This is a genomic window from Streptomyces sp. NPDC043738 (assembly GCF_056436545.1).
Genome location: NZ_JBWKCJ010000001.1, coordinates 47,737 through 67,920 on the forward strand (window position 1 = coordinate 47,737; position 20,184 = coordinate 67,920).

General features: G+C 72.4%; 17 protein-coding genes. 10 read left to right on the forward strand and 7 right to left on the reverse strand.

Annotation, left to right across the window (positions count from 1 at the left end):
• The first annotated feature begins 20 nt into the window (after positions 1 to 20).
• The 3 genes from AC0680_RS00215 (at position 21) to AC0680_RS00225 (ending at position 2,870) form a co-directional block, all read left to right on the forward strand.
• Complete coding sequence (locus AC0680_RS00215) at positions 21 to 611, forward strand: TetR/AcrR family transcriptional regulator (RefSeq protein ID WP_478623440.1); 591 nt, start codon at positions 21 to 23, stop codon at positions 609 to 611.
• Complete coding sequence (locus tag AC0680_RS00220; protein ID WP_478623442.1) at positions 611 to 1,495, forward strand: alpha/beta fold hydrolase; 885 nt, start codon at positions 611 to 613, stop codon at positions 1,493 to 1,495. The genes AC0680_RS00215 and AC0680_RS00220 overlap by 1 nt, the downstream gene beginning before the upstream one ends.
• 91 nt (positions 1,496 to 1,586) lie before the next feature.
• Entirely contained in the window at positions 1,587 to 2,870 is a 1,284-nt protein-coding gene (locus tag AC0680_RS00225; protein ID WP_478623444.1) for an Ig-like domain-containing protein, read from the forward strand.
• Positions 2,871 to 2,941: 71 nt separating this feature from the next.
• Here the strand turns inward: AC0680_RS00225 and AC0680_RS00230 are convergent, their stop codons facing one another.
• Positions 2,942 to 3,763, reverse strand: a complete 822-nt coding sequence (locus tag AC0680_RS00230) for an alpha/beta fold hydrolase (RefSeq protein ID WP_478623446.1) — start codon at positions 3,761 to 3,763, stop codon at positions 2,942 to 2,944.
• A 160-nt stretch (positions 3,764 to 3,923) separates the two neighbouring features.
• Here AC0680_RS00230 and AC0680_RS00235 point away from each other — a divergent pair, with 160 nt between their 5' ends.
• Both AC0680_RS00235 and AC0680_RS00240 read left to right on the forward strand, forming a co-directional pair.
• Positions 3,924 to 4,661 (forward strand): SDR family NAD(P)-dependent oxidoreductase, encoded by a 738-nt coding sequence (locus AC0680_RS00235; protein WP_478623448.1) that lies wholly within the window; start codon positions 3,924 to 3,926, stop codon positions 4,659 to 4,661.
• Between the two features lie 234 nt (positions 4,662 to 4,895).
• The gene (locus AC0680_RS00240) at positions 4,896 to 6,803 is read left to right on the forward strand and encodes an APC family permease (RefSeq protein ID WP_478623450.1); all 1,908 of its coding nucleotides are present in this window, start codon (positions 4,896 to 4,898) and stop codon (positions 6,801 to 6,803) included.
• Between the two features lie 27 nt (positions 6,804 to 6,830).
• Here the strand turns inward: AC0680_RS00240 and AC0680_RS00245 are convergent, their stop codons facing one another.
• Both AC0680_RS00245 and AC0680_RS00250 read right to left on the reverse strand, forming a co-directional pair.
• Positions 6,831 to 7,931, reverse strand: coding sequence for a calcium:cation antiporter (locus AC0680_RS00245; protein ID WP_478623452.1), 1,101 nt, complete (start codon positions 7,929 to 7,931; stop codon positions 6,831 to 6,833).
• Between the two features lie 86 nt (positions 7,932 to 8,017).
• Complete coding sequence (locus tag AC0680_RS00250; protein WP_478623454.1) at positions 8,018 to 8,761, reverse strand: hypothetical protein; 744 nt, start codon at positions 8,759 to 8,761, stop codon at positions 8,018 to 8,020.
• A gap of 144 nt (positions 8,762 to 8,905) precedes the next feature.
• On the opposite strand from AC0680_RS00250, the gene ggt reads away from it, so the two are divergent.
• The gene (gene ggt / locus AC0680_RS00255) at positions 8,906 to 10,738 is read left to right on the forward strand and encodes a gamma-glutamyltransferase (protein ID WP_478623456.1); all 1,833 of its coding nucleotides are present in this window, start codon (positions 8,906 to 8,908) and stop codon (positions 10,736 to 10,738) included.
• A 173-nt stretch (positions 10,739 to 10,911) separates the two neighbouring features.
• Entirely contained in the window at positions 10,912 to 12,393 is a 1,482-nt protein-coding gene (locus tag AC0680_RS00260; RefSeq protein WP_478623458.1) for an amidase, read from the forward strand.
• A 15-nt stretch (positions 12,394 to 12,408) separates the two neighbouring features.
• On the opposite strand, the gene AC0680_RS00265 is transcribed toward AC0680_RS00260, so the two are convergent.
• From AC0680_RS00265 to AC0680_RS00275, 3 genes are all read right to left on the reverse strand, one after another.
• Positions 12,409 to 12,963 carry an isochorismatase family protein gene (locus AC0680_RS00265; RefSeq protein ID WP_478623460.1) on the reverse strand — a complete coding sequence of 185 codons (555 nt, stop codon included), beginning with the start codon at positions 12,961 to 12,963 and terminating at the stop codon, positions 12,409 to 12,411.
• Positions 12,964 to 13,077: 114 nt separating this feature from the next.
• Positions 13,078 to 14,577, reverse strand: coding sequence for an MFS transporter (locus AC0680_RS00270; RefSeq protein ID WP_478623462.1), 1,500 nt, complete (start codon positions 14,575 to 14,577; stop codon positions 13,078 to 13,080).
• The gene (locus AC0680_RS00275; RefSeq protein ID WP_478623464.1) at positions 14,574 to 15,005 is read right to left on the reverse strand and encodes a MarR family winged helix-turn-helix transcriptional regulator; all 432 of its coding nucleotides are present in this window, start codon (positions 15,003 to 15,005) and stop codon (positions 14,574 to 14,576) included. The genes AC0680_RS00270 and AC0680_RS00275 overlap by 4 nt, the downstream gene beginning before the upstream one ends.
• A gap of 184 nt (positions 15,006 to 15,189) precedes the next feature.
• Here AC0680_RS00275 and AC0680_RS00280 point away from each other — a divergent pair, with 184 nt between their 5' ends.
• Together AC0680_RS00280 and AC0680_RS00285 are read left to right on the forward strand one after the other, a co-directional pair.
• On the forward strand, positions 15,190 to 16,032 hold the full coding sequence (locus AC0680_RS00280; protein ID WP_384436185.1) for a nitrilase-related carbon-nitrogen hydrolase: 843 nt from the start codon (positions 15,190 to 15,192) through the stop codon (positions 16,030 to 16,032).
• Entirely contained in the window at positions 16,029 to 17,351 is a 1,323-nt protein-coding gene (locus tag AC0680_RS00285; protein ID WP_478623466.1) for an aspartate aminotransferase family protein, read from the forward strand. The genes AC0680_RS00280 and AC0680_RS00285 overlap by 4 nt, the downstream gene beginning before the upstream one ends.
• A gap of 230 nt (positions 17,352 to 17,581) precedes the next feature.
• Here AC0680_RS00285 and AC0680_RS00290 read toward each other — a convergent pair whose 3' ends face one another.
• Positions 17,582 to 18,466 (reverse strand): ABC transporter substrate-binding protein, encoded by an 885-nt coding sequence (locus tag AC0680_RS00290; RefSeq protein ID WP_478623468.1) that lies wholly within the window; start codon positions 18,464 to 18,466, stop codon positions 17,582 to 17,584.
• A 299-nt stretch (positions 18,467 to 18,765) separates the two neighbouring features.
• Here AC0680_RS00290 and hydA point away from each other — a divergent pair, with 299 nt between their 5' ends.
• Entirely contained in the window at positions 18,766 to 20,175 is a 1,410-nt protein-coding gene (gene hydA / locus AC0680_RS00295) for a dihydropyrimidinase (RefSeq protein WP_478623470.1), read from the forward strand.
• Positions 20,176 to 20,184: the final 9 nt, after the last annotated feature.

Consider the following 20,184-nt stretch of genomic DNA (forward strand, 5'->3'; position numbering starts at 1 on the left):
CCCTAGGAAGGAGTGGGCGTATGGCACGGGCCGGGCTGACGGCGGAGCGGGTGACGATCGCGGGCGCCGAGCTGGCGGACGAGGTCGGGCTGGATCAGGTGACCATGTCGCAGGTGGCGCGGCGGCTCGGCGTGAAGGACGCGAGCCTGTACACACACGTGCGCGGTCTGGAGGATCTGCGCGGCCGGATCGCCCTGCTGGCGGCGGACGAGAAGACCATCCGTATCGCGGAGGCGACCGCCGGACGCTCGGGCAAGGACGCGCTGGTCGCGTTCGCCGACGCCTGGCGGGAGTACGCCCACGCGCACCCGGGCCGCTACATGGCGACGCAGACGCCCCTCCAGATCGATCCCGAACTGGCCGCCGCAGCCCCAGGACCGCGACGCGCCGTCGAGCTGACCTACGGCATGCTGCGCGGCTACGGGCTGGCCGAGCCCGATCTGACCGACGCGGTCCGGTTGCTGCGCAGCACCTTCCACGGGTTCGTCGCCCTGGAGGCCGCGGGCGGGTTCGCGCACCAGCGCTCGCCGCAGCACTCCTGGGTCCGCGCCCTGGACGCCCTGCACTCCCTCCTGGAGCACTGGCCCCCGCTGAACGAAGGAGACTCCTGATGACCGCCCCCACCATCGGCCGCCTGCGCGTGAACGGCGCGACCCTGCACTACGAAGTGCGCGGCCGGGGCCCGCTTCTGCTGCTGATACCCGGAGGGGCGGGCGGAGCGGCCGCCTTCGACGGCATCGCCGACGACCTGGCCGCCGAATACACCGTCGCGACCTACGACCCCCGCGGAATGTCCCGCAGCGCACTGGACGACCCCGAGGCCGAGCAGCGCGTGGCCGAGCACGCCGACGACGCGCTTCGCCTGCTGGAGCTGCTGTCGCCCGGTGAGCCGGCCCGGGTGTTCGGCTCCAGCTCGGGCGCGATCGCCGCCCTGTGTCTGCTCACCGCCCGCCCCGACCGCGTCGAACGCCTCGTGGCACACGAGCCTCCGGTGGTGGAGGTCCTCCCCGACGCCTTGGAACACCGTGCGCTCGTCGCGCGCGTGCAGGAGACGTTCCACACGCAGGGACTCATGCCGGCGATGGCGGTGTTCGCCGAGGGGCTGAAGAAGGACGAGGCGACCCCCGAGCCGAAGGCCGAGCTCAGGCTTCCGCCGCAGGCGGCGGCGCGGGCCGAGCAGACCATGGCCAACCTGCCCTACTTCGTCGGGCGCATCGTGCCCCGCTTCATGTCCTACGCTCCGGACGTCCCCCGACTCCAGGCACTCTCGGACCGGCTCGTCCTGGCCGGCGGCCAGGACTCCCGCGGCGAACTGCCCTACCGGTCGGCCGCTTTCCTGGCCGAGCGCCTCGGCGCGGAATTCCGGCACTTCCCCGGCGGACACACCGGCCTGACCACGCACCCCGCCGAGTTCGGCGAAACCCTCCGCAAGGCCTTCGGAGGACAGGAGGCGTCCCTCCGCGCCGACGGCCCGCGGCCGGTGTCCATGGCCTGAACTGATTTGATACGAATTTTCGGGCGTTTGTTGCGGAGTGGACCGTGGGCATCGATGCGCATGCACAGTCGCCCAACAGAGAGGACGGGATATGACCGTCAACGGAAATGGCGCCGCCGCCGACGAACCACACGTCATTCGCGGGCGAGGAAAGGAGAAGGCGCCGGCGGGTGCCTTCTCCCTGTTCGCCGACGCCAACTATAACGTGGGCGGAGACCGGGACAAGATTCTCGTCATTCCGGTCAAGGGGACGGCGAACAACTTCAGTGACTACGGATTCGACCAGAGCGGTGACGGTGTGAGCGCCGTCGTCAACAACACCGAAATCGACAACGTCCTTTTCACGCGGACCAATCAGCAGGGGGCGCAGTTACCGGTCAAGGCCGGTGAGTCGATCGCAGATCTGACGAGGATCCCGCTCGCCGGCAGCCCGACCGGCTCGTGGAACGACCAGGCCCAGTCGGCGCTCGCATTCGTCCAGCCCGTCCCGACGCCGGTCTTCACCGTTCCCGCGGCCGGCGCGACGACCCAGGAGCGCCGCCAGCCCATCCGCGGCAACGCGGCGCCCGACGTGCAGCAGGTGCTGCTGTACGAGGGTGCCAAGCAGTTGGGCACCTGCCCGGTCAAGGACAGCAAGTGGGAGTACGACCCGGACGTCGACTGGAGCCTCGGGCAGCACGACCTGTCCGCCATCGCCGTGCGGGACGACGTGCAGTCCGGCAGGGCATACCGGAGCTTCTATGTGATCCTCCCGACGCCGGTCGTGGACATCAGGTCTCCCAAGGACGGTACGGAAGTCGACCCCGGCGTGTCCGTCGACGGTGTCGCGTTCAACGCGGAATCGGTGGTTCTCGTCGACGGAAGCGCCCAGGTCGGCACCTCTCCGGTGACGGGCGACAAATGGACCTTCGCTCCCGAGGGCGGCTGGAGCCTGGGCAGTCACAGTGTGACGGTAAAGGCCGTCCATGGCGGCCAGGAATCCGAACCGGACACGGTCCGTTTCACGGTGGCCCAGCAGAACCTCACCGTCGGCTACACGTTCAATTCCAGTTGGCAGGACTGGCAGACCGGAAAGTACATCTACTCCTACGACGTCACCATGTACGCCGGTGAAACCGATGTCCGGCACTGGAACGTCGGCTTCGGCCAGCTCCCGGACGGTTCGGTCCTGGCTTCGGAGTTCGAGGCCAGCTTCTGGGGAATGGTCATCAACGACGGCTCCGACGGCAACGTCGTCCTCGGCTCGCCGCCGGAGGGAATCCACATCGTCCCGAAGGGCGGTCATCTGACCCTCCGCGTCCTCGTGCTCATCCCCACGCAGGACGACGCCTACAAGAAGCTCTACGGCCTCTTCGCCAAGTCGGTGACGGCGTAGGCGGGTTGACGTTCGGCCGGGCCCGGCGACCGAACCGCGGAAGCGGAGGTCGCCGGGCCCGGCTCTCGGGGTCACGTCGCCGGTGCGTCGGTGAGGTGCGCGTGGGTGCGGTCCAGGAAGGATCGAACGGCGTGGGCGAACCCGTCAGGGTCGTCGGCGTAGAGCCAGTGTCCGCAGCCGGAGAGTTCGACCAGCTCCGTACCCGGCCGCTCCCGGGCCATCCGGCGGGCCGTTTCGCCGGTGAGGACGAAGCTCTCGCTCGCCCTGAGCAGCAGGGCGGGCTGCCTGGAGGCGGCCCATGCGGCGGAGTGGTCCCCGGTCAGGGCGTGTTGAGAGGCCATCATGTCGGCGGTGTCGAAGAGCAGTCCGCAGCCGTCGTCGTACTCCGTGGCGCTGTCGAGGAAGTAGCCGGCGTCGGGAACGCCGTGTGCCTCGATCGCGGCTCGCAGGTCCTCGCGCGACGCCGCCCTGCGCGGCCAGCCCGAGACGTCGAGAACGGGGTGGGTCTCGGGCTCCTCGTTGCGTACGGTCATGTCGGCGACGACGAGTGCGGTGACGAGGCCGGGGTGGCGCTCGGCGAGGAGGTAGGCGACGGCCCCGCCCATGGAGTGCCCCAGAACCGTGGCCGGCGCGAGATCCAGGGCGCGTAAGAGGGCGGCCGCGTCCTCGACGTAGTCGTCGGGGGTGAGCCCGCCGCCGTGGTCGGACAGGCCGTGGGCGCGCTGGTCGAGCGCGACGACGCGGTACCGCCCGGCCAGTGCCGCCGCCAGCGGGGCGAAGATCCGCCCCCTCCCGAAATGACCGTGCAGGGCGAGGACGGCAGGTCCCGGTCCGCCGAAGTCCAGGAAGGCGAAGCGACGGCCACGAAGGCGGATGAACGACTCGGGCGGCATGGTGGGCTCCCTTGCTGTGGGCGGACGAGGCAGTGACCGGGTGATGGTGCACCCCCGGGTCGTGTCCGTCACGTGCGGCCCCCGCACTTCCCCGGGATCGTGTCCATAAGATCGTTTCGGTACGGCTGGCGGAGATCGATGTGCTGAGGGAGGGCGTCCGATGAGCCGGGCGGTATTGGTGACGGGGGCTTCGCGGGGGATCGGACGTGCGGTCGCCGAGTTGTTCGCGGCCGGCGGCGATCGCGTCGCGCTGCACTACTCGTCGCGCCGGGAGGCGGCCGAGGCCGCTTTCGGGGCGCTGGCGGGCGGCGGGCATGTGCTGGTGCAGGGCGATGTGCGGACGCCGGAGGGGGCGGCGGAGATCGTCGGGGCGGCGGTGGACGGGCTCGGGGGCGTCGATGTCCTGGTCAACAACGCCGCCGCGAATGTGGCGCACCCGCTGGACCGTACGTCGTTCGAGGAGTGGCAGCGCGCCTGGCGGCAGGTCGTGGACGTGAACCTGCTGGGCGCGGCGAACGTCAGCTACTGCGCGGCGCGCAACATGATCGAGCGGGAGGTGGAGGGGCGGATCATCAACATCGGGTCGCGGGGAGCCTTCCGCGGCGAGCCGGACCATCCCGCCTACGGCGCGTCGAAGGCGGCGCTGCACGCGATGGGGCAGTCGCTGGCGGTCCATCTGGCGCCGTACGGGATCGGTGTGGCGTCGGTGGCGCCCGGGTTCGTGCAGACCGAGCGGGTCGCGGAGCGCCTCACCGACGAGGTCCGGGGGCAGAGCCCGTTCGGGCGGGTGGCGTCGCCGGAGGACGTGGCCTCGGCCGTGCACTACCTCGCCTCGCCGGAGGCGCTCTGGTCCTCCGGGACCGTCCTGGACGTCAACGGGGCGTCGCACCTGCGCTGAGAGGTCGCCGCGCCCGGACTCCGGACGGTGCGCGCACCCGGTGGGGAGTGGGGGAGCCCCGGCCGAACGGGGGATTCCGGCCGGGGCTCGCAGCGGGCAGGGGGGAAGAGCCCGCTGCGATTGAACGATAAACCATTGCCGGAGTCGGCGGCGCGGCGGGTGGCCGCTCCCGCCGTGGCGCGGCTCCGCGAGCCTCCCTCCCGCCCCCTCCGGCGGACCATAGTTTGTCCGGCTATGACCCCCCTTTTCTCCAGGACGAAGCGGATGATGGTGGGCCGCCCGCTGGACAGTGCGCGGCTCGGCGAGACGCTGCTGCCCAAGCGGCTGGCGCTACCGATCTTCTGCAGCGACCCGCTGTCCTCGGTCGCCTACGCCACCGAGGAGATCCTGCTGGTCGTGGGCCTGGGCGGGGTCGCGCTGCTGCATCTGACCTGGTACGCCGCGGCCGCCATCGTCCTGGTCCTGGTCGTCGTGGTCGCCTCCTACCGGCAGACCTGCTACGCGTATCCCGGTGGCGGGGGCGCCTACCTCGTCAGCGCGCAGAACCTCGGGCGGGGCGCGGCGCTCACCGCGGCCAGTGCGCTGCTCGTCGACTACGTGCTGACCGTCGCGGTGTCCGTCGTCTCCGGCGTCGCCGCGATCACCTCCGCGATCCCCTCCCTCGGCGGCCACAACGTGGCGCTGTCCGTCACGTTCGTGGTGCTGCTGACGCTGATGAACCTGCGCGGGGTCCGGGAGTCGGGCCGGATCTTCGCGGTCCCCACCTACGGCTTCGTCTTCTTCGTCTACCTGATGTTCGCGTTCGCCGCCGTACGGATGGCCACCGGCGCGACGATCCGTGCCGAGTCCGCGGACCTGCCGCTGCACGCCGAATCGGTCTACACGGGCCTGGCACTGGTACTGCTGGGGATGCGCGCCTTCGCCTCCGGCTGCACGGCGCTGACCGGAGTCGAGGCGATCAGCAACGGCGTGCCCGCGTTCCGCAGGCCCAAGAGCCGCAACGCCGCCAGCACGCTGCTGGTCATGGGGTTCTTCTCCGTCACCATGTTCGGCGGGATCACGATCCTGGCCATGCTCTACGACGTGCATGTCGCGGTGGACCCCACCGAGCTGGGGCTGCCGGCCGACACGCCGACCTCCACCGCGCTCGCCCAGATCGCCCGGGCCACCTTCGGCGACGTCGCCGCCCTGTTCTACCTGCTGCAGGCCTTCACGGCCGGCGTGCTGATCCTCGCCGCCAACACCGCCTTCAACGGCTTCCCCATGCTGGCGTCGGTCCTCGCCGAGGACCGCTTCGCGCCCCGGCAGCTGCGCAACCGCGGCGACCGACTGGTCTTCTCCAACGGCATCGTCCTGCTCGCGCTCGCCGCGATCGGGCTGATCGTCCTCTTCGACGCCGAGCTGACCCACCTCATCCAGCTCTACATCATCGGCGTCTTCGTCTCCTTCACCCTCTCCCAGACCGGCATGGTCCGGCACTGGCGGACGGTCCTGGCCGCCCCGGGGCTGCGGCCCCGCGAACGGGCCCGGCGCCGCCGTTCCCAGGCGATCAACGCGGTCGGCGCGGTGCTCACCGGGCTGGTGCTGATCATCGTCCTGATCACCAAGTTCACGCACGGCGCCTGGATCGTGGTGATCGCCATGCCGACGCTGTTCCTGGGGATGCGCGCGGTGCACCGGCACTACGAGCGGGTCGCGCGGGAGCTGTCGGCCACCCCGGACGCACGGCCCTGGGCGCCGGCCGGGAACGCGGTGATGGTGCTGGTCAGCGATCTGCACGTGCCCACGCTCAAGGCCCTGGGCTACGCCCGTACGATGCGCGCCACCTCACTGGAGGCGCTGACCGTCGCGATCGATCCCGCCGATGTGACGGGCCTGCGCGCGCAGTGGGACGCCCATGACATCGACGTACCGCTGCAGGTGCTCAGCTCGCCCTACCGGGACTTCACCCAGCCGGTGATCGACTACGTGGTCGGCGCCGGCGAGCGGTACCCCGGTGCCGCCGTCACGGTCGTCATCCCCCAGTTCATCGTCGGCCACTGGTGGGAGCAGCCGCTGCACAACCAGAGCGCCCTGCGGCTCACGGCACGGCTGATGTTCACGCCGGGGGTGACCGTGGTCAACGTGCCCTATCGCCTCTAGGGCGAGGGCGTGGCAGGCGGGCCGGGTCTACGGGCTCACCGCCAGGACGATGTAGGCCGCCAGCAGCGTGAGGTGCACACCGCCCTGGAGCACAGTGGCGCGGCCGGGCACCACCGTCAGGGTGCCGACCGTCACGGTCAGCGCGAGCAGGACCAGGTGGCTGGGGCCCAGGCCCAGGACCAGCGGCCCCGGCAGCCGGGCCGTGGCGAGGGCGACCGCGGGGATGGTCAGGCCGATGCTGGCCATCGCCGAGCCGAGGCCGAGGTTCAGGCTGGTCTGGACGCGGTCGCGGCGGGCCGCGCGGACCGCCGCGATGGTCTCCGGCAGCAGCACCAGCAGGGCGATGACGATGCCCACGACCGACGCCGGCAGACCCGCCGCGATCACCGCGGACTCGATCGTCGGCGACACCGCCTTCGCCAGTCCCACCACCGCGATCAGCGCCAGCGCCAGCAGCCCCAGGCTGCTCCACGCCGCCCGCGCCGACGGCGGGTCGGCGTGTTCCTCGGTGTCGATCACCTCGCCGGAGGTGGTCACCGGCAGGAAGTAGTCCCGGTGCCGGACGGTCTGGGTGGCCACGAACAGCCCGTAGAGGATCAGCGCGGACAGCGCGGCGAAGACCAGCTGCGGGGTGGAGAACTGCGGGCCGGGAGCGCTGGTGGTGAACGTCGGCAGGGCCAGGCCCAGTCCGGCGACCGTCGCGACCGTCGCCAGTGCCGCGCCGGTGCCCTCGGCGTTGAAGACGGCAACCCTCCGCTTGAGCGCGCCGACCAGCAAGGACAGCCCGACGATGCCGTTGCAGGTGATCATCACCGCCGCGAAGACGGTGTCCCGGGCGAGCGTCGCGCTCTTCTCGCCGCCGTCGGCCATCAGCGTGACGATCAGCGCCACCTCGATGATGGTCACCGCGACGGCGAGCACCAGCGACCCGAACGGCTCACCGACGCGCAGTGCGATCACCTCGGCGTGGTGCACCGCGGCCAGCACCGCCGCGGCCAGGAAACACGACACGAGCGCGACCAAACCGCCCGGCAGCGACCGTCCCCAGGTCACGACCAGCAGGACCACCGCCAGCACCGGCAGCAGATCGCTCCAGTGCTGGGCGGTCGAACGGAGGCCGGCGATCATGCCGTCGAGCCTGGCAGATCAGCGGGTCGGCCGCCCGTCCGCTCGGCCGGTCGGCCGTACCCCGGGCGCCCGGCGGTGCCTCGGCCTCAGGCCGTCGCCCGGTGGCCCTTCACCTCGGCGGGCGTGATCGCGGCCTTGGTGACGTCGGCGACCAGCTCGACGACGTCCGGCCCGTAGGCCTGCGAGTTGACCACCTTCAGCAGGAGGCAGAACTGGCCGTCCGTGCCGTGCTTACGGGCCAGCCGGGCCCGGTTGCGTACCAGGTGGCGCACCGCGGCCCGGTGGGTGACCGGGCGCTGGCCGGCCGCCAGGAACACCGGGCGGCCGCCTTCGCCCGCCGTCAGACGGGCCAGCAGGACGTACTCCACCGCGCCGGGCTCCATCCGGTACGTCGAGCCGCCGACCGAGAAGGTGCCGCGGCCCGCGCCGGATTCGTCACCCGGGTGCACCGCGATGCCCGGCAGCAGATTGGCCATATGGGCGGCCAGCCTGCGGTGCGCGGTGGGATCGCCGACGCAGAATTCGGTGCGCGCCCCGAAGCCCTGCAGGCCGGTGTCGTGCGGGGCGACCTCGGGGTGCGCGCCGCAGGTCTCCACCACCGCGGCCAGCCCCAGCAGCGCCAGTGCGTCATGGCGCGGGATGCTCCAGTGGGCCGAGGAGCTGTCCCGGTGGGTGACCAGTACGCACTCCGAGCCTTCCGGCAGCCCGAAGAAGCTCTGTTCCCGGGCGAGCCTCCGGCGGACCGCCGCCGATTGCCCGGCCCAGCCGGCCGCCAGGCCCAGGACGAGGGCGGCGAGGGCGACGGACAGGAGCAGCAGGGTGTCATCCATGGCCGGGGAGCGTAGCGGCTCTCCGGTTGTGCGTTCGAGGCCGGGGCCGGTAGCACCCGAAATGCCCCCTGTCGGCGCGCTGTTCGCCCGAGTAGGCTCCGGCCCCTGCCGTCCCTCGCGCACACCGTGGAGGAAACCCCGCTTATGACCAGATTCCGACGTCTCACCGTCCTGGGAGCGGCCGCCGCGCTGACCGGCTCCCTGGTGGCGGTCCCGGCCGTCGCCCAGTCCGCACCGCCGCGCCCGGCCACCTCGGACCGGGACGGCGCCACCCTCGCCACACCGGACAAGACGCCGGTCGCCGTCGGCTACGGAGGGGCGGTCTCCAGCGTCGACCCGGACGCCTCGGCCGCCGGCATATCGGTGCTCAAGAAGGGCGGCAACGCCGTCGACGCCGCGGTCGCCACCGCCGCCGCCCTCGGCGTCACCGAGCCCTACTCCGCGGGCATCGGTGGCGGCGGCTACTTCGTCTACTACGACGCCAGGTCCAAGACGGTGCGCACCCTCGACGGCCGGGAGACCGCACCGGGCTCCGCCGGCAAGGACCTGTTCCTGGAGAACGGCAAGCCGATCCCGTTCGACGACGCCGTCACCAGCGGGCTGGGCGTCGGCACTCCCGGCACCCCCGCCACCTGGGACGCCGCGCTGGACAAGTGGGGCAGCCGGTCGCTCGGCGACGTACTGCGCCCGGCCCGCCGGCTGGCCTCCCGCGGCTTCACCGTCGATGCGACCTTCCGCCGGCAGACCGCCGACAACGAGGCGCGCTTCAGGGACTTCCCGGCCAGTGCCGGCCTGTTCCTGCCCGGCGGCAAGCTGCCGGTGGTCGGCTCGACCCTGAAGAACCCCGATCTCGCGCGCACCTACGCGGAGTTGGCCGAGCGCGGAGTGGGCGCGCTCTACAAGGGCGAGCTGGCCCGGGACATCGTCCGCACGGTCCGCAAGCCACCGGTGCGCTCCGGCGCCACCCGCAAGGTGCGGCCCGGCGACCTCACCACGAACGACCTGCGGACCTACGAGGTGCTCAGCCAGGCGCCCACCCGCACGGCCTACCGCGGCCTCGACGTCTACGGCATGGCCCCCTCGTCCTCCGGCGGCACCAGCGTCGCCGAGGCGCTGAACATCCTGGAGCGGACCGATCTCTCCCGGCTGAGCGAGAAGCAGTATCTGCACCGCTACATCGAGGCCAGCCGGATCGCCTTCGCCGACCGCGGCCGCTGGGTCGGCGACCCGGCCCACGAGGACGTCCCCACCAAGGGCCTGACCTCGCAGCGGTTCGCCGATTCCCGCGCCTGCCTGATCACCGACGACAAGGCGCTGACCAGCCCGCTCGCACCCGGCGACCCGCGTCACCCCCAGCGCTGCGGCGCCACCGGCAAGGCCGCCCCGACGACGTACGAGGGTCCGAACACCACCCATCTGACCGTCGCCGACAAGTGGGGCAACGTCGTCGCCTACACCCTGACGATCGAGCAGACCGGCGGCAGCGGCATCGTGGTCCCCGGCCGGGGCTTCCTGCTCAACAACGAGCTGACGGACTTCTCGTTCGCGCCCGCCGACCCCGCGGTCCACGACCCCAATCTGCCGGGTCCGGGCAAGCGGCCGCGCTCGTCGATGTCGCCGACGATCGTGCTCCAGCACGGCCGGCCGGTGCTGGCGCTCGGCTCGCCCGGCGGCTCGACCATCATCACCACCGTGCTGCAGACGCTGCTGAACCACCTGGACCGCGGTATGCCGCTGGTCGACGCGATCGCCGCGCCCCGCGCCAGCCAGCGCAACGCGGCGGCCACCGAGCTCGAACCCGCCCTGTGGAACAGCCCGCTCCGCCGGCAACTCGAGGCGGTCGGACACGCGTTCAAGCAGAATCCGGAGATCGGCGCGGCGACCGGTGTCCAGCGGCTGCCGGACGGACGCTGGCTGGCCGCGGCCGAGAAGGTGCGCCGCGGCGGCGGCTCGGCGATGGTCGTACACCGGTCGTAACGCTCCCGGAACGGGTGCCGGAGGCCACGCACCGGCACCCGACCGGCCGATGTGTGCCGTCCGTGTGTCGTCGATGTGCCGCGCCGCGCGGCGCCGTTGATGGCCACGGCGGCGACGATTAGCCTTGATGGGACCGTTCGTTCGAATGAGCGGTCCCATGGAGGGCACGCAGCGTGAGCGTTGACGAGAGCCAGGACAGGGAGACCGGGCCGGCCCCGGCACGGGACGTCGCAGCCGGCGAGTGGGAGGGCCTGGCCGAGCAGGCGCGGGCGCTGGCCCAAGGCCGGGTCACCTCGACCATGTTGGTGCGGCGGTCGCTGGAGCGCATCGCGGCCACGCAGGACACCGTCAACGCCTTCAAGCGGGTACGGGCCGAGGCGGCGATGGCGGAGGCCGCGGAGGCGGACCGCCGGCTGGCGGCGGGGGAGCGGCTGCCGCTGCTCGGGGTGCCCGTCGCGGTCAAGGACGACACCGATGTGGCGGGCGAGCCCACCGCGTTCGGCTGCGCCGGCGCGTTCCCGGTCAAGGAGCGCGACGCCGAGGTCGTCCGGCGGCTGCGCGCGGCCGGCGCCATCATCGTCGGCAAGACCAACGCCTGCGAGCTGGGGCAGTGGCCGTTCACCGAGGGCCCGGCCTTCGGCGACACCCGCAACCCGTGGAACCTCGCCCACACTCCGGGCGGCTCGTCCGGCGGCTCGGCGGCCGCGGTCGCGGCGGGGCTGGTGCCCGCCGCGCTCGGCACCGACGGCGCCGGCTCGGTCCGGATCCCCGCCGCCTGGTCCCATCTCGTCGGCATCAAGCCCCAGCGCGGCCGCATCTCCACCTGGCCGGACGCCGAGTCCTTCCAGGGGATCACCGGCATCGGCCCGCTGGCCCGCACGGTCGAGGACGCGGCGCTGCTGCTGGACGTGGCCAGCGGCAACCACGCCGGGGATCTGCACCGGCCGCCCGCCATCGCGGCGCGACAGGCGGCCGGCCGCGACCCGGGGCGGCTGCGGATCGCGCTGTCCTGGAAGCCGGCCACGACGTTCACGGCCAAGCCGCTGCACCCCGACGTACGCGCCGCGGTGACCGGCGTGGCCCGCACCCTGGCCCGCCTCGGCCACTTCGTGGAGGAGGCGGAGCCCGACTACGGGCTGGTCGGGCTGGCCTTCGTCCCGCGCGCCACCGCGGGACTGGGGGAGTGGGCGGCCCGGGTGCCCGACCGCAGCCTGCTGGACCGCCGTACGCGGGGCGCGGCGCGGATGGGCCGGCTGCTCGGCGGGCCGGTGCTGCGTCGGGCCCGTTTGGTGGAGAAGCGCCAACAGCGGCGCATCGGCGCCCTGTTCGGCCCCTACGACGTGCTGCTGACGCCGACCACCGCCACCCCGCCGCCGCGGATCGGCACACTGGCCAAGCTCAACGGCTGGCGTACCGATCAGGCCATGATCGCCGCCTGCCCGTACGCCTGGCCGTGGAACGTCCTCGGCTGGCCGGGCGTGAGCGTGCCCGCCGGCTTCAGCGCCGACGGCCTTCCCCTGGGCGCCCAACTCCTGGGCCCGGCCCACGGGGAGCCACGGCTGATCTCGCTGGCCGCCCAGCTCCAGGACGATCTGCGCTGGCACGAGCGGCGCCCGGCCGGACACCCGGGGCCGCTCGACGGCGCCCGGCGCTGAGGCGGGCGCATCGCCTCAGCCGAGGAGCTCGATGATCGTCTCGGTCGTGTCGGTCTCGCCGAGCCGAGGGAAGATCTTCTCCAGGCTGTGGCGGTGCGCCGCCTCGTCCAGGTCCGTCACCGCGTCGGTGGCGATCGTGACGTGGTAGCCGTGCTCGTGCGCGGCGCGGGCGCTGGACTCCACGCCGATGCTGGTGGCGATGCCGGCGAGGACGATCTGGGTCACGCCCCGCCGGCGCAGCTCCAGATCCAGGTTCGTGCCGTGGAAGGCACCCCACTGCTGCTTGGTGACGGTGATGTCGCCGGGCTGGCGGCCGAGCTCGGGCACCAGCTCGGCCCAGTCGGCGGGCGGAGTGCCGCCGCGCGGCGCGGACTCCGTACGGCCCGGTGCGCCGCCCGTGACGTTCACCAGGACGACGGGCAGCGCGCGGGCGCGGAACGCGGCGGCCAGCCGCGCGCCGCGCTCGATGACCTCGGCGGAGGGCAGCGGAGCGGTGGGCAGCCCGGCGATGCCCTTTTGAAGGTCGATCAGGACCAGGGCGGTGCGGGCATCGAGGGCGGTGGCGGACATGGGTGCTCCCTGTCGTGGTGATGAGTGCGGATACGTGGTGATGAGTGGATACGTGGTGCCGAGTGCGGAGGAGAGGCGTGTGCGGGGAGCGTGAGCGGTCCGGGGTGCGCGGACCTATGGCCGGCGGCCGGGGCGCAGGGCGCGGTCGGCGAGGGTCAGGGCGAGCAGCGGCAGCGCCAGTGCGATGCCGATCAGGGCGATCTCGTGCAGACCGGAGTCCGAGGCGCGCTGCCCGTACAGCAGCCCGATCAGACCGGCGGCGGTGATCGCGCCGAGGTACTGGGCGGTGCGCTGCAGCCCGGCGGCCGCGCCCACGCCGTCGGCCGGCGCCTGGGCGTAGACGGCGGCCTGGTTGCCGGTGGACGCCAGGCCCTGGGGGATGCCGAAGAGCGCCCCGGCACACAGCAGCGCGATCAGCGGACTGGAGCCCGCAAGCAGCAGGAAGACCGCGCTGCCGGCGGCGAGACACCCCGCGGCGACGGCCAGGGGGGCGCGGATCCCCTTCGTCCGGGCGCCGGCCAGCGCGCAGCACGCGGCCGCTACGGACATCGGCAGCATGACCAGGCCGGCGTGGAACGGCGAGTAGCCGTGCGCCTGCTCCAGCCACTGACCGAAGCCGTAGAGCACGCAGTAGACGACCAGATACGTCAGGCCCTGCCGCAGGTAGGTGCGGACCAGCGCGCCGTTGCGGGCGAGCATCCGCAGGTCGATGAAGGGCTCCGGGTGGCGCAGCTGCCACCACACCAGGACGGCGCCGAGTACGCCGGCGGGCGCCAGCAGCGGCCACGGTGGCTCGTCCAGCCGCAGCAGGAAGAACATCGCGCAGGTCAGCGCGCCGGCGAAGAGGGCGATGCCCAGCGGGTCGAGCGCGCCGGCGCGGCCGGCGGGGGAGGGTTCGCCGCGCCTGGTGCCCTTCTCGTCGCGCCCGGCGTCGGCCTCGTCGCGCCCGGTTCCCCGGTCGGGCGGGAGCCAGGCGAGCGCGCCGGCGAGCGCGAGCAGCGCCAGCGGGACGTTGACCGCGAAGACCGCCCGCCAGCCCGCGGTCGCCGCCAGCAGCCCGCCGAGCGTGGGCCCGATGGCGGCGCTGCCCAGCGCGGCGAGCGAGAGCCGTCCGAGGACGGGCCGGGGGGTCGGCCGCCCCGTCCGGCGCGACTCGGCGCGCAGGATCGCCAGCGCCGCGGGGTAGGCGGCCGCGGTGCCGATGCCGAGGACGACCCGGGAGACGATCAGCAGCGCGAAGCCGGACGCGAGGGCGCCGATGAGGCCCGCGGCGCAGACGGCCGACGCGCCGGCGACGAAGACCCGGCGCGGCCCGGCGCGGTCGGCGAGCCGCCCCATCGCCGGCTGGCCCACCGCGCTGGCGAGGTACATCGCCGAGATCAGCCAGGCGGTGTCGGCGGCGCCGACGTGGAAGTCCCGCCCGATGGCCACCAGGGCGGTGGCGATCATCGTCGAGTTGACGGGGTTCAGCAGCGAGCCGAGCAGCAGCGGCGTCATCAGGCGGGCGCCGAAGGCGCGGCCGGGAGCGGCGGGCCGGCCCGGTCCGGCCGGGCCCTCCGGCGCGGCAGGGGCCGTCCGGGGTGTGGCCGCTGCCGCGGCAGCCGGGTCGCTCATTCCGGCATCAGCCGCCGGATCAGCACGGTCGCCGCCGTCAGGGTCCGCTGCTCCTCGGGGCTCAGCCGCTCGGCGATGGCCACCGCGAGCCAGTTCTGCTTGGCCTGCCGTACGGCGGCGAGCATCCGGCGGCCCTCGTCGGTGAGCGCGAAGACCACTTGGCGGCCGTCGGTCGGATGCGGGCTGCGGGCGAGCATCCCGCGCTCCTCCAGCGCGCCGACGGTCAGCCGCATGGACTGCGGACGCACCAGCTCGGCGCGGGCCAGCGCCGCGATGGTGGCCGGTCCGCCGGTGTCGATCCGGGAGATCACCGAGCGCTGGGTCGGTGTCAGTTCACCCTGCGACGAGGCGGCGCGCAGATGGCGCATCAGCTGTGCGACGGTCGCGCCCAGATCCGTCGCCAGGCGTTCCTGGTCCTTTTCCGGCATATCTCCACCGTAAATAACGGCAGGCAAACTTGCAAGTTTTCCTGTCGTGATCGCGGTGGAGTCCTGGGCGCGCCACGGGGGAGATGGTCTTGCCACGGTGCGTGACGAGGCTTACGGTCACCTCCACACGCGTAGATCCCTCCCGCGTGGGCTGCAGGCAGACGCATCGACAAAGGAGCAGCTCATGGCCGATGTTGTGCGTGCCGCACTGGTTCAGGCGACCTGGACCGGCGACACCGAATCGATGATCGCGAAGCACGAGGAGTACGCCAGAGCGGCGGCCGCGCAGGGCGCGCAGGTGATCGGGTTCCAGGAGGTCTTCAACGCTCCGTACTTCTGCCAGGTCCAGGACCCGGAGCACTACCGCTGGGCCGAGCCGGTGCCCGACGGCCCGACCGTACGCCGGATGCAGGACCTCGCCCGGGAGACCGGCATGGTCGTCGTCGTACCGGTCTTCGAGATCGAGCAGCCCGGCTTCTACTACAACACCGCGGCCGTCATCGACGCCGACGGCACCGTCCTGGGCAGCTACCGCAAGCACCACATCCCGCAGGTCAAGGGCTTCTGGGAGAAGTACTACTTCAAACCGGGGAACCTCGGCTGGCCGGTCTTCGACACCGCCGTGGGAAAGATCGGCGTCTATATCTGCTACGACCGGCACTTCCCGGAGGGCTGGCGGCAGTTGGGCCTCAACGGCGCCCAGCTGGTCTACAACCCCTCCGCCACCCACCGCGGCCTGTCGGCCTACCTGTGGAAGCTGGAGCAGCCGGCGGCCGCCGTCGCCAACGAGTACTTCATCGCCGCGATCAACCGGGTCGGCGTCGAGGAGTACGGCGACAACGACTTCTACGGCACCAGCTACTTCGTCGACCCGCGCGGCCAGTTCGTCGGCGAGGTCGCCAGCGACACCAAGGAGGAACTCCTCGTCCGCGACCTCGACTTCACGCTGATCGACGAGGTCCGCCAGCAGTGGGCGTTCTACCGCGACCGCCGCCCCGACGCCTACGACGGGCTGGTGCGGCCATGACCCGGACCCCCCAGGACACCGCGAGCCTGCACGCCCGCCACCAGGCCGTCCTGCCCTCCTGGCTCAGCCTCTACTACGAGCGGCCCATCGAACTCACCCACGGCGAGGGCCGGTACGTCTGGGACGCCGAGGGCAACCGCTACCTCGACTTCTTCGGCGGCATCCTCACCACCATGACGGCGCACGCGCTGCCCGAGGTGACCAAGGCCGTCAGCGAACAGGCCGGCCGCATCATCCACACCTCGACGCTCTACCTCTCCCGCCCCATGGTCGAGCTGGCGGAGCGGATCGCCGCGCTCTCCGGCATCCCCGACGCCCGGGTCTTCTTCACCACCTCCGGGACGGAGGCCAACGACACGGCACTGCTGCTGGCCACCACGCACCGCCGCTCCAACCAGGTCCTGGCGATGCGCAACAGCTACCACGGCCGCTCCTTCTCGGCCGTCGGCATCACCGGCAACACCAGCTGGTCGCCGACCAGCCTCTCACCGCTCCAGACGCTCTACGTACACGGCGGGGTGCGCAGCCGCGGCCCGTACGCGGAGCTCGGCGACGCCGCCTACATCGCGGCCTGCGTCGCCGACCTGGAGGACATGCTCCAGCAGACCGCGGGCGGCGTCGCCGCGCTGATCGCCGAACCGATCCAGGGCATCGGCGGCTTCACCCTGCCGCCGGACGGCCTCTACGCCGCCTTCCGGGAGGTGCTCGCACGGCACGGCATCCTCTGGATCAGCGACGAGGTGCAGACCGGCTGGGGCCGCACCGGCGACCACTTCTGGGGCTGGCAGGCGCACGACGCGAGCGGGCCGCCGGACCTGCTCACCTTCGCCAAGGGCATCGGCAACGGCATGTCCATCGGCGGAGTGGTGGGCCGGGCCGAGGTGATGAACTCGCTCACCGCGAACTCCATCTCCACCTTCGGCGGCAGTCCCGTCACCATGGCCGCCGGCCTCGCCAACCTCAACTACCTCCTCGAACACGACCTCCAGGGCAACGCCCGGCGGGTCGGCGGGCTGCTCATCGAGCGGCTGCGGGCGGTCACGGCCGGTCTCGACGTCGTACGCGAGGTACGCGGCCGCGGCCTGATGATCGGCGTCGAACTGATCCGTCCGGGCACCGACGAGCGCTCGCCGGAGGCCGCGTCGCTGGTCGTGGAGGCCGCCCGCGAGCGTGGTCTGCTGCTCGGCAAGGGCGGCCAGGGCGGGGCCTCGCTGCGGATCGCGCCCCCGATGACGCTGACCGTCGCGGAGGCGGAAGAGGGCGCCGAGCTGCTCGCGGAGGCGCTGCGGACGGCGCAGGCGACGCTCGCCGGGGCGTAGCCGGCGGCTCGGAATGCGCGGGCGGGGCGGTCGTCGCCGCTCCGCCTGGCCGGTGTGCGCCCGGGGGAGGGGCGCTTCGTGGCGGAAATCCGAGGTGGGGGGTGGCGTCGAAGCGGGTGTTCGGATGCGCATGATGCGGATGGCGTCGAGGGCCGATGGGACCGTTGACGGAACGTGCATGACGTGCTGTCAATCACCGTCGCCGACACGGGCGTCGAGGCCTCCCGCCATCAGCCGCGCGCCACGGCCTCCCGCACCGTGTCGGCGACCAGCGTGAAGAACCGGGTGTGCGCCCGGCGGCTGCACGGGGCCTCCGGGTTCCACGGCAGCAGCCGCGCCCCGGCCTCGATCGCCCGCCAGTGCTCGTCGGCCCGCAGCTCCTCGGGCCGGGCGGCGTTCGCCCGTACGTCCATGAGCACGATGTCCGGGGCCAGCGCCGCGGCCTCCGCCCAGCCGACCGTGGACCAGTTCACGCCGGCGCCCGCCGCCGGCTCCAGCAGGCCGACGCCGTGCTCGGTCAGCGCCCGCAGATCCGGCCAGGAGCTGGGCCGGGCCAGGTGCACCCGCTCCGGCCCCGCGGGCGACAGCGCCAGCACCCGGGGCCGTACCGCGCCCCCGGTCGCCTGCCGCAGCGCGTCCTCCGCGGCGTCCAACTCCCGTGCTGCGCCGAGGGGTTCGCCACGTCCCAGCGACCCGGCCAGCGCCGCGAACCGCTCGCGCACCTCGGCCAGGCTCCGGCCCGGGCCGACCGCGACCGTGGCGAGCGGGACATGCGCCTCCAGCTCCAGCGCGGTCTTCTGCTCCAGCCCGTAGACCTGCTCTCCGTCGTAGGTCACCGCCACCACGAGGTCCGGCTCCGCCTCCAGCAGGGAGTCGGGGTGCAGCGCGCCTCCCGAGCCGAGGTACGGGATCTCCGACAGCGGCAGCTCGCCGCTCTTGGCGGGGTCGGGGGCGGCGCCGTCGTGCTGGGACCCGAAGAGTCCCACCGGGCGTATGCCGTGGTCCCACATCGTGGCCCCCGCCTGTATGTACGCGACGATCCGTGACGGCCGGCTCCCGGCCACCACCAGGCGCCCCCGGTCGTCGGAGAACTCCCACGGCGTGTTCCGCTCCATGACCTGCTGCCTTTCTGTATCGTTCCTGAGTCGTCCTGTCGTCCGTCCTGATGAAGTGGCGCTCGCGAGGATTGCCCGCCGGCGTCGGCGGATACCTGCCCATCAGGCCACCCCCGCACCCCTCCGGTGCGGCCCCCGAGTCGAACCGGCCGATTGATCGTCGGCGCAACACGAACGTCCTCGGCGATCTGCGGTCACGGTATTGCCACGGTGGGTGACATGCTTCTACGGTGTCTCCTTCTCGACCGGAATCTACGGGTGTAGACCAGCTGTGACGTGGCGTCAGGTAGGGAGCTGAGATGGTGAGCCGTACGGTCGTACAGGGCGGACTGGTGATCACCGCCGCCGACGAGATGCACGCCGATGTTCTGGTGGAGGACGGCCGGGTCGCCGCGCTCGCCGCCCACGGCAGCCCGTCAGCCGACGGCTGGCGCCAGTCCGCGGACCGCGTCCTCGACGCCACCGGCAAGTACGTCATCCCGGGCGGCGTCGACGCCCACACCCACCTGGACTTCCCCTTCGGCGGGACGTTCTCCGCCGACAACTTCGAGACCGGCTCCCGCGCGGCCGCCTGGGGCGGCACCACCACCCTGATCGACTTCGCGGTGCAGTCCCGCGGCATGTCGCTGCGCGCCGGTTTGGACACCTGGCACGCCAAGTCCGACGCCCAGTGCGCCGTCGACTACGCGTTCCACATGATCCTCTCGGACGTCAACGAGCACACCCTCAAGGAGATGGACCTCCTGGTGGCGGAGGGCGTCACGTCCTTCAAGCTGTTCACCGCCTACCCCGGTGTCTTCTACAGCGACGACGGACAGATCCTGCGCGCGATGCAACGCTCCGCCGGCAACGGCGGGTTGGTGATGATGCACGCCGAGAACGGCCTGGCCATCGACGTACTGGTCGAGCAGGCGCTGGCCGAGGGTCGGACCGATCCGCGCTACCACGGCGAGGTCCGCCACGTCCTGCTGGAGGCCGAGGCCACCCACCGCACCATCCAGCTCGCCCGGGTCGCCGGCGCCCCGCTGTACGTCGTCCACGTCTCCGCGCAGGAGGCCGTCGCCGAGATCGCCCAGGCCCGCGACAAGGGGCTCAACGTCTTCGGCGAGACCTGTCCGCAGTATCTGTTCCTGTCCACCGACAACCTCGCCGAGCCGGACTTCGAGGGCGCCAAGTACGTCTGCTCCACGCCGCTGCGGCCCCGCGAGCACCAGGCGGCGCTGTGGCGCGGGCTGCGCACCGACGACCTCCAGGTCGTCTCCACCGACCACTGCCCGTTCTGCTTCCGCGGGCAGAAGGAGCTCGGTCGCGGCGACTTCTCCAAGATCCCCAACGGGATGCCCGGTATCGAGAACCGGATGGACCTGCTGCACCAGGGCGTCGTGGAGGGCCGGATCAGCCGCCGGCGCTGGATCGACATCGCCTGCGCCGCCCCGGCCCGGATGTTCGGCCTGTACCCGAAGAAGGGCACGATCGCCCCCGGCGCCGACGCCGACCTCGTCCTCTACGACCCCACCGCCGAGCAGACCGTCTCCGCCGAGACCCACCACATGAACGTCGACTACTCGGCGTACGAGGGCAAACGGCTCACCGGGCGGGTGGAGACGGTGCTCTCGCGGGGCGAACTCGTCATCGACCAGCGGGAGTTCACCGGACGTGCCGGACACGGCCAGTACATCCCGCGTGGCACCTGCCAGTACCTCGTCTAAGGAGCGCCG

Coding starts and splice junctions, on each gene's coding strand:
- AC0680_RS00215 (WP_478623440.1), top strand. CDS start 21: ATGGCACGGGCCGGGCTGACGGCGGAGCGGGTGACGATCGCGGGCGCC.
- AC0680_RS00220 (WP_478623442.1), top strand. CDS start 611: ATGACCGCCCCCACCATCGGCCGCCTGCGCGTGAACGGCGCGACCCTG.
- AC0680_RS00225 (WP_478623444.1), top strand. CDS start 1,587: ATGACCGTCAACGGAAATGGCGCCGCCGCCGACGAACCACACGTCATT.
- AC0680_RS00230 (WP_478623446.1), bottom strand. CDS start 3,763: ATGCCGCCCGAGTCGTTCATCCGCCTTCGTGGCCGTCGCTTCGCCTTC.
- AC0680_RS00235 (WP_478623448.1), top strand. CDS start 3,924: ATGAGCCGGGCGGTATTGGTGACGGGGGCTTCGCGGGGGATCGGACGT.
- AC0680_RS00240 (WP_478623450.1), top strand. CDS start 4,896: ATGACCCCCCTTTTCTCCAGGACGAAGCGGATGATGGTGGGCCGCCCG.
- AC0680_RS00245 (WP_478623452.1), bottom strand. CDS start 7,931: ATGATCGCCGGCCTCCGTTCGACCGCCCAGCACTGGAGCGATCTGCTG.
- AC0680_RS00250 (WP_478623454.1), bottom strand. CDS start 8,761: ATGGATGACACCCTGCTGCTCCTGTCCGTCGCCCTCGCCGCCCTCGTC.
- ggt (WP_478623456.1), top strand. CDS start 8,906: ATGACCAGATTCCGACGTCTCACCGTCCTGGGAGCGGCCGCCGCGCTG.
- AC0680_RS00265 (WP_478623460.1), bottom strand. CDS start 12,963: ATGTCCGCCACCGCCCTCGATGCCCGCACCGCCCTGGTCCTGATCGAC.
- AC0680_RS00270 (WP_478623462.1), bottom strand. CDS start 14,577: ATGAGCGACCCGGCTGCCGCGGCAGCGGCCACACCCCGGACGGCCCCT.
- AC0680_RS00275 (WP_478623464.1), bottom strand. CDS start 15,005: ATGCCGGAAAAGGACCAGGAACGCCTGGCGACGGATCTGGGCGCGACC.
- AC0680_RS00280 (WP_384436185.1), top strand. CDS start 15,190: ATGGCCGATGTTGTGCGTGCCGCACTGGTTCAGGCGACCTGGACCGGC.
- AC0680_RS00285 (WP_478623466.1), top strand. CDS start 16,029: ATGACCCGGACCCCCCAGGACACCGCGAGCCTGCACGCCCGCCACCAG.
- AC0680_RS00290 (WP_478623468.1), bottom strand. CDS start 18,466: ATGGAGCGGAACACGCCGTGGGAGTTCTCCGACGACCGGGGGCGCCTG.
- hydA (WP_478623470.1), top strand. CDS start 18,766: ATGGTGAGCCGTACGGTCGTACAGGGCGGACTGGTGATCACCGCCGCC.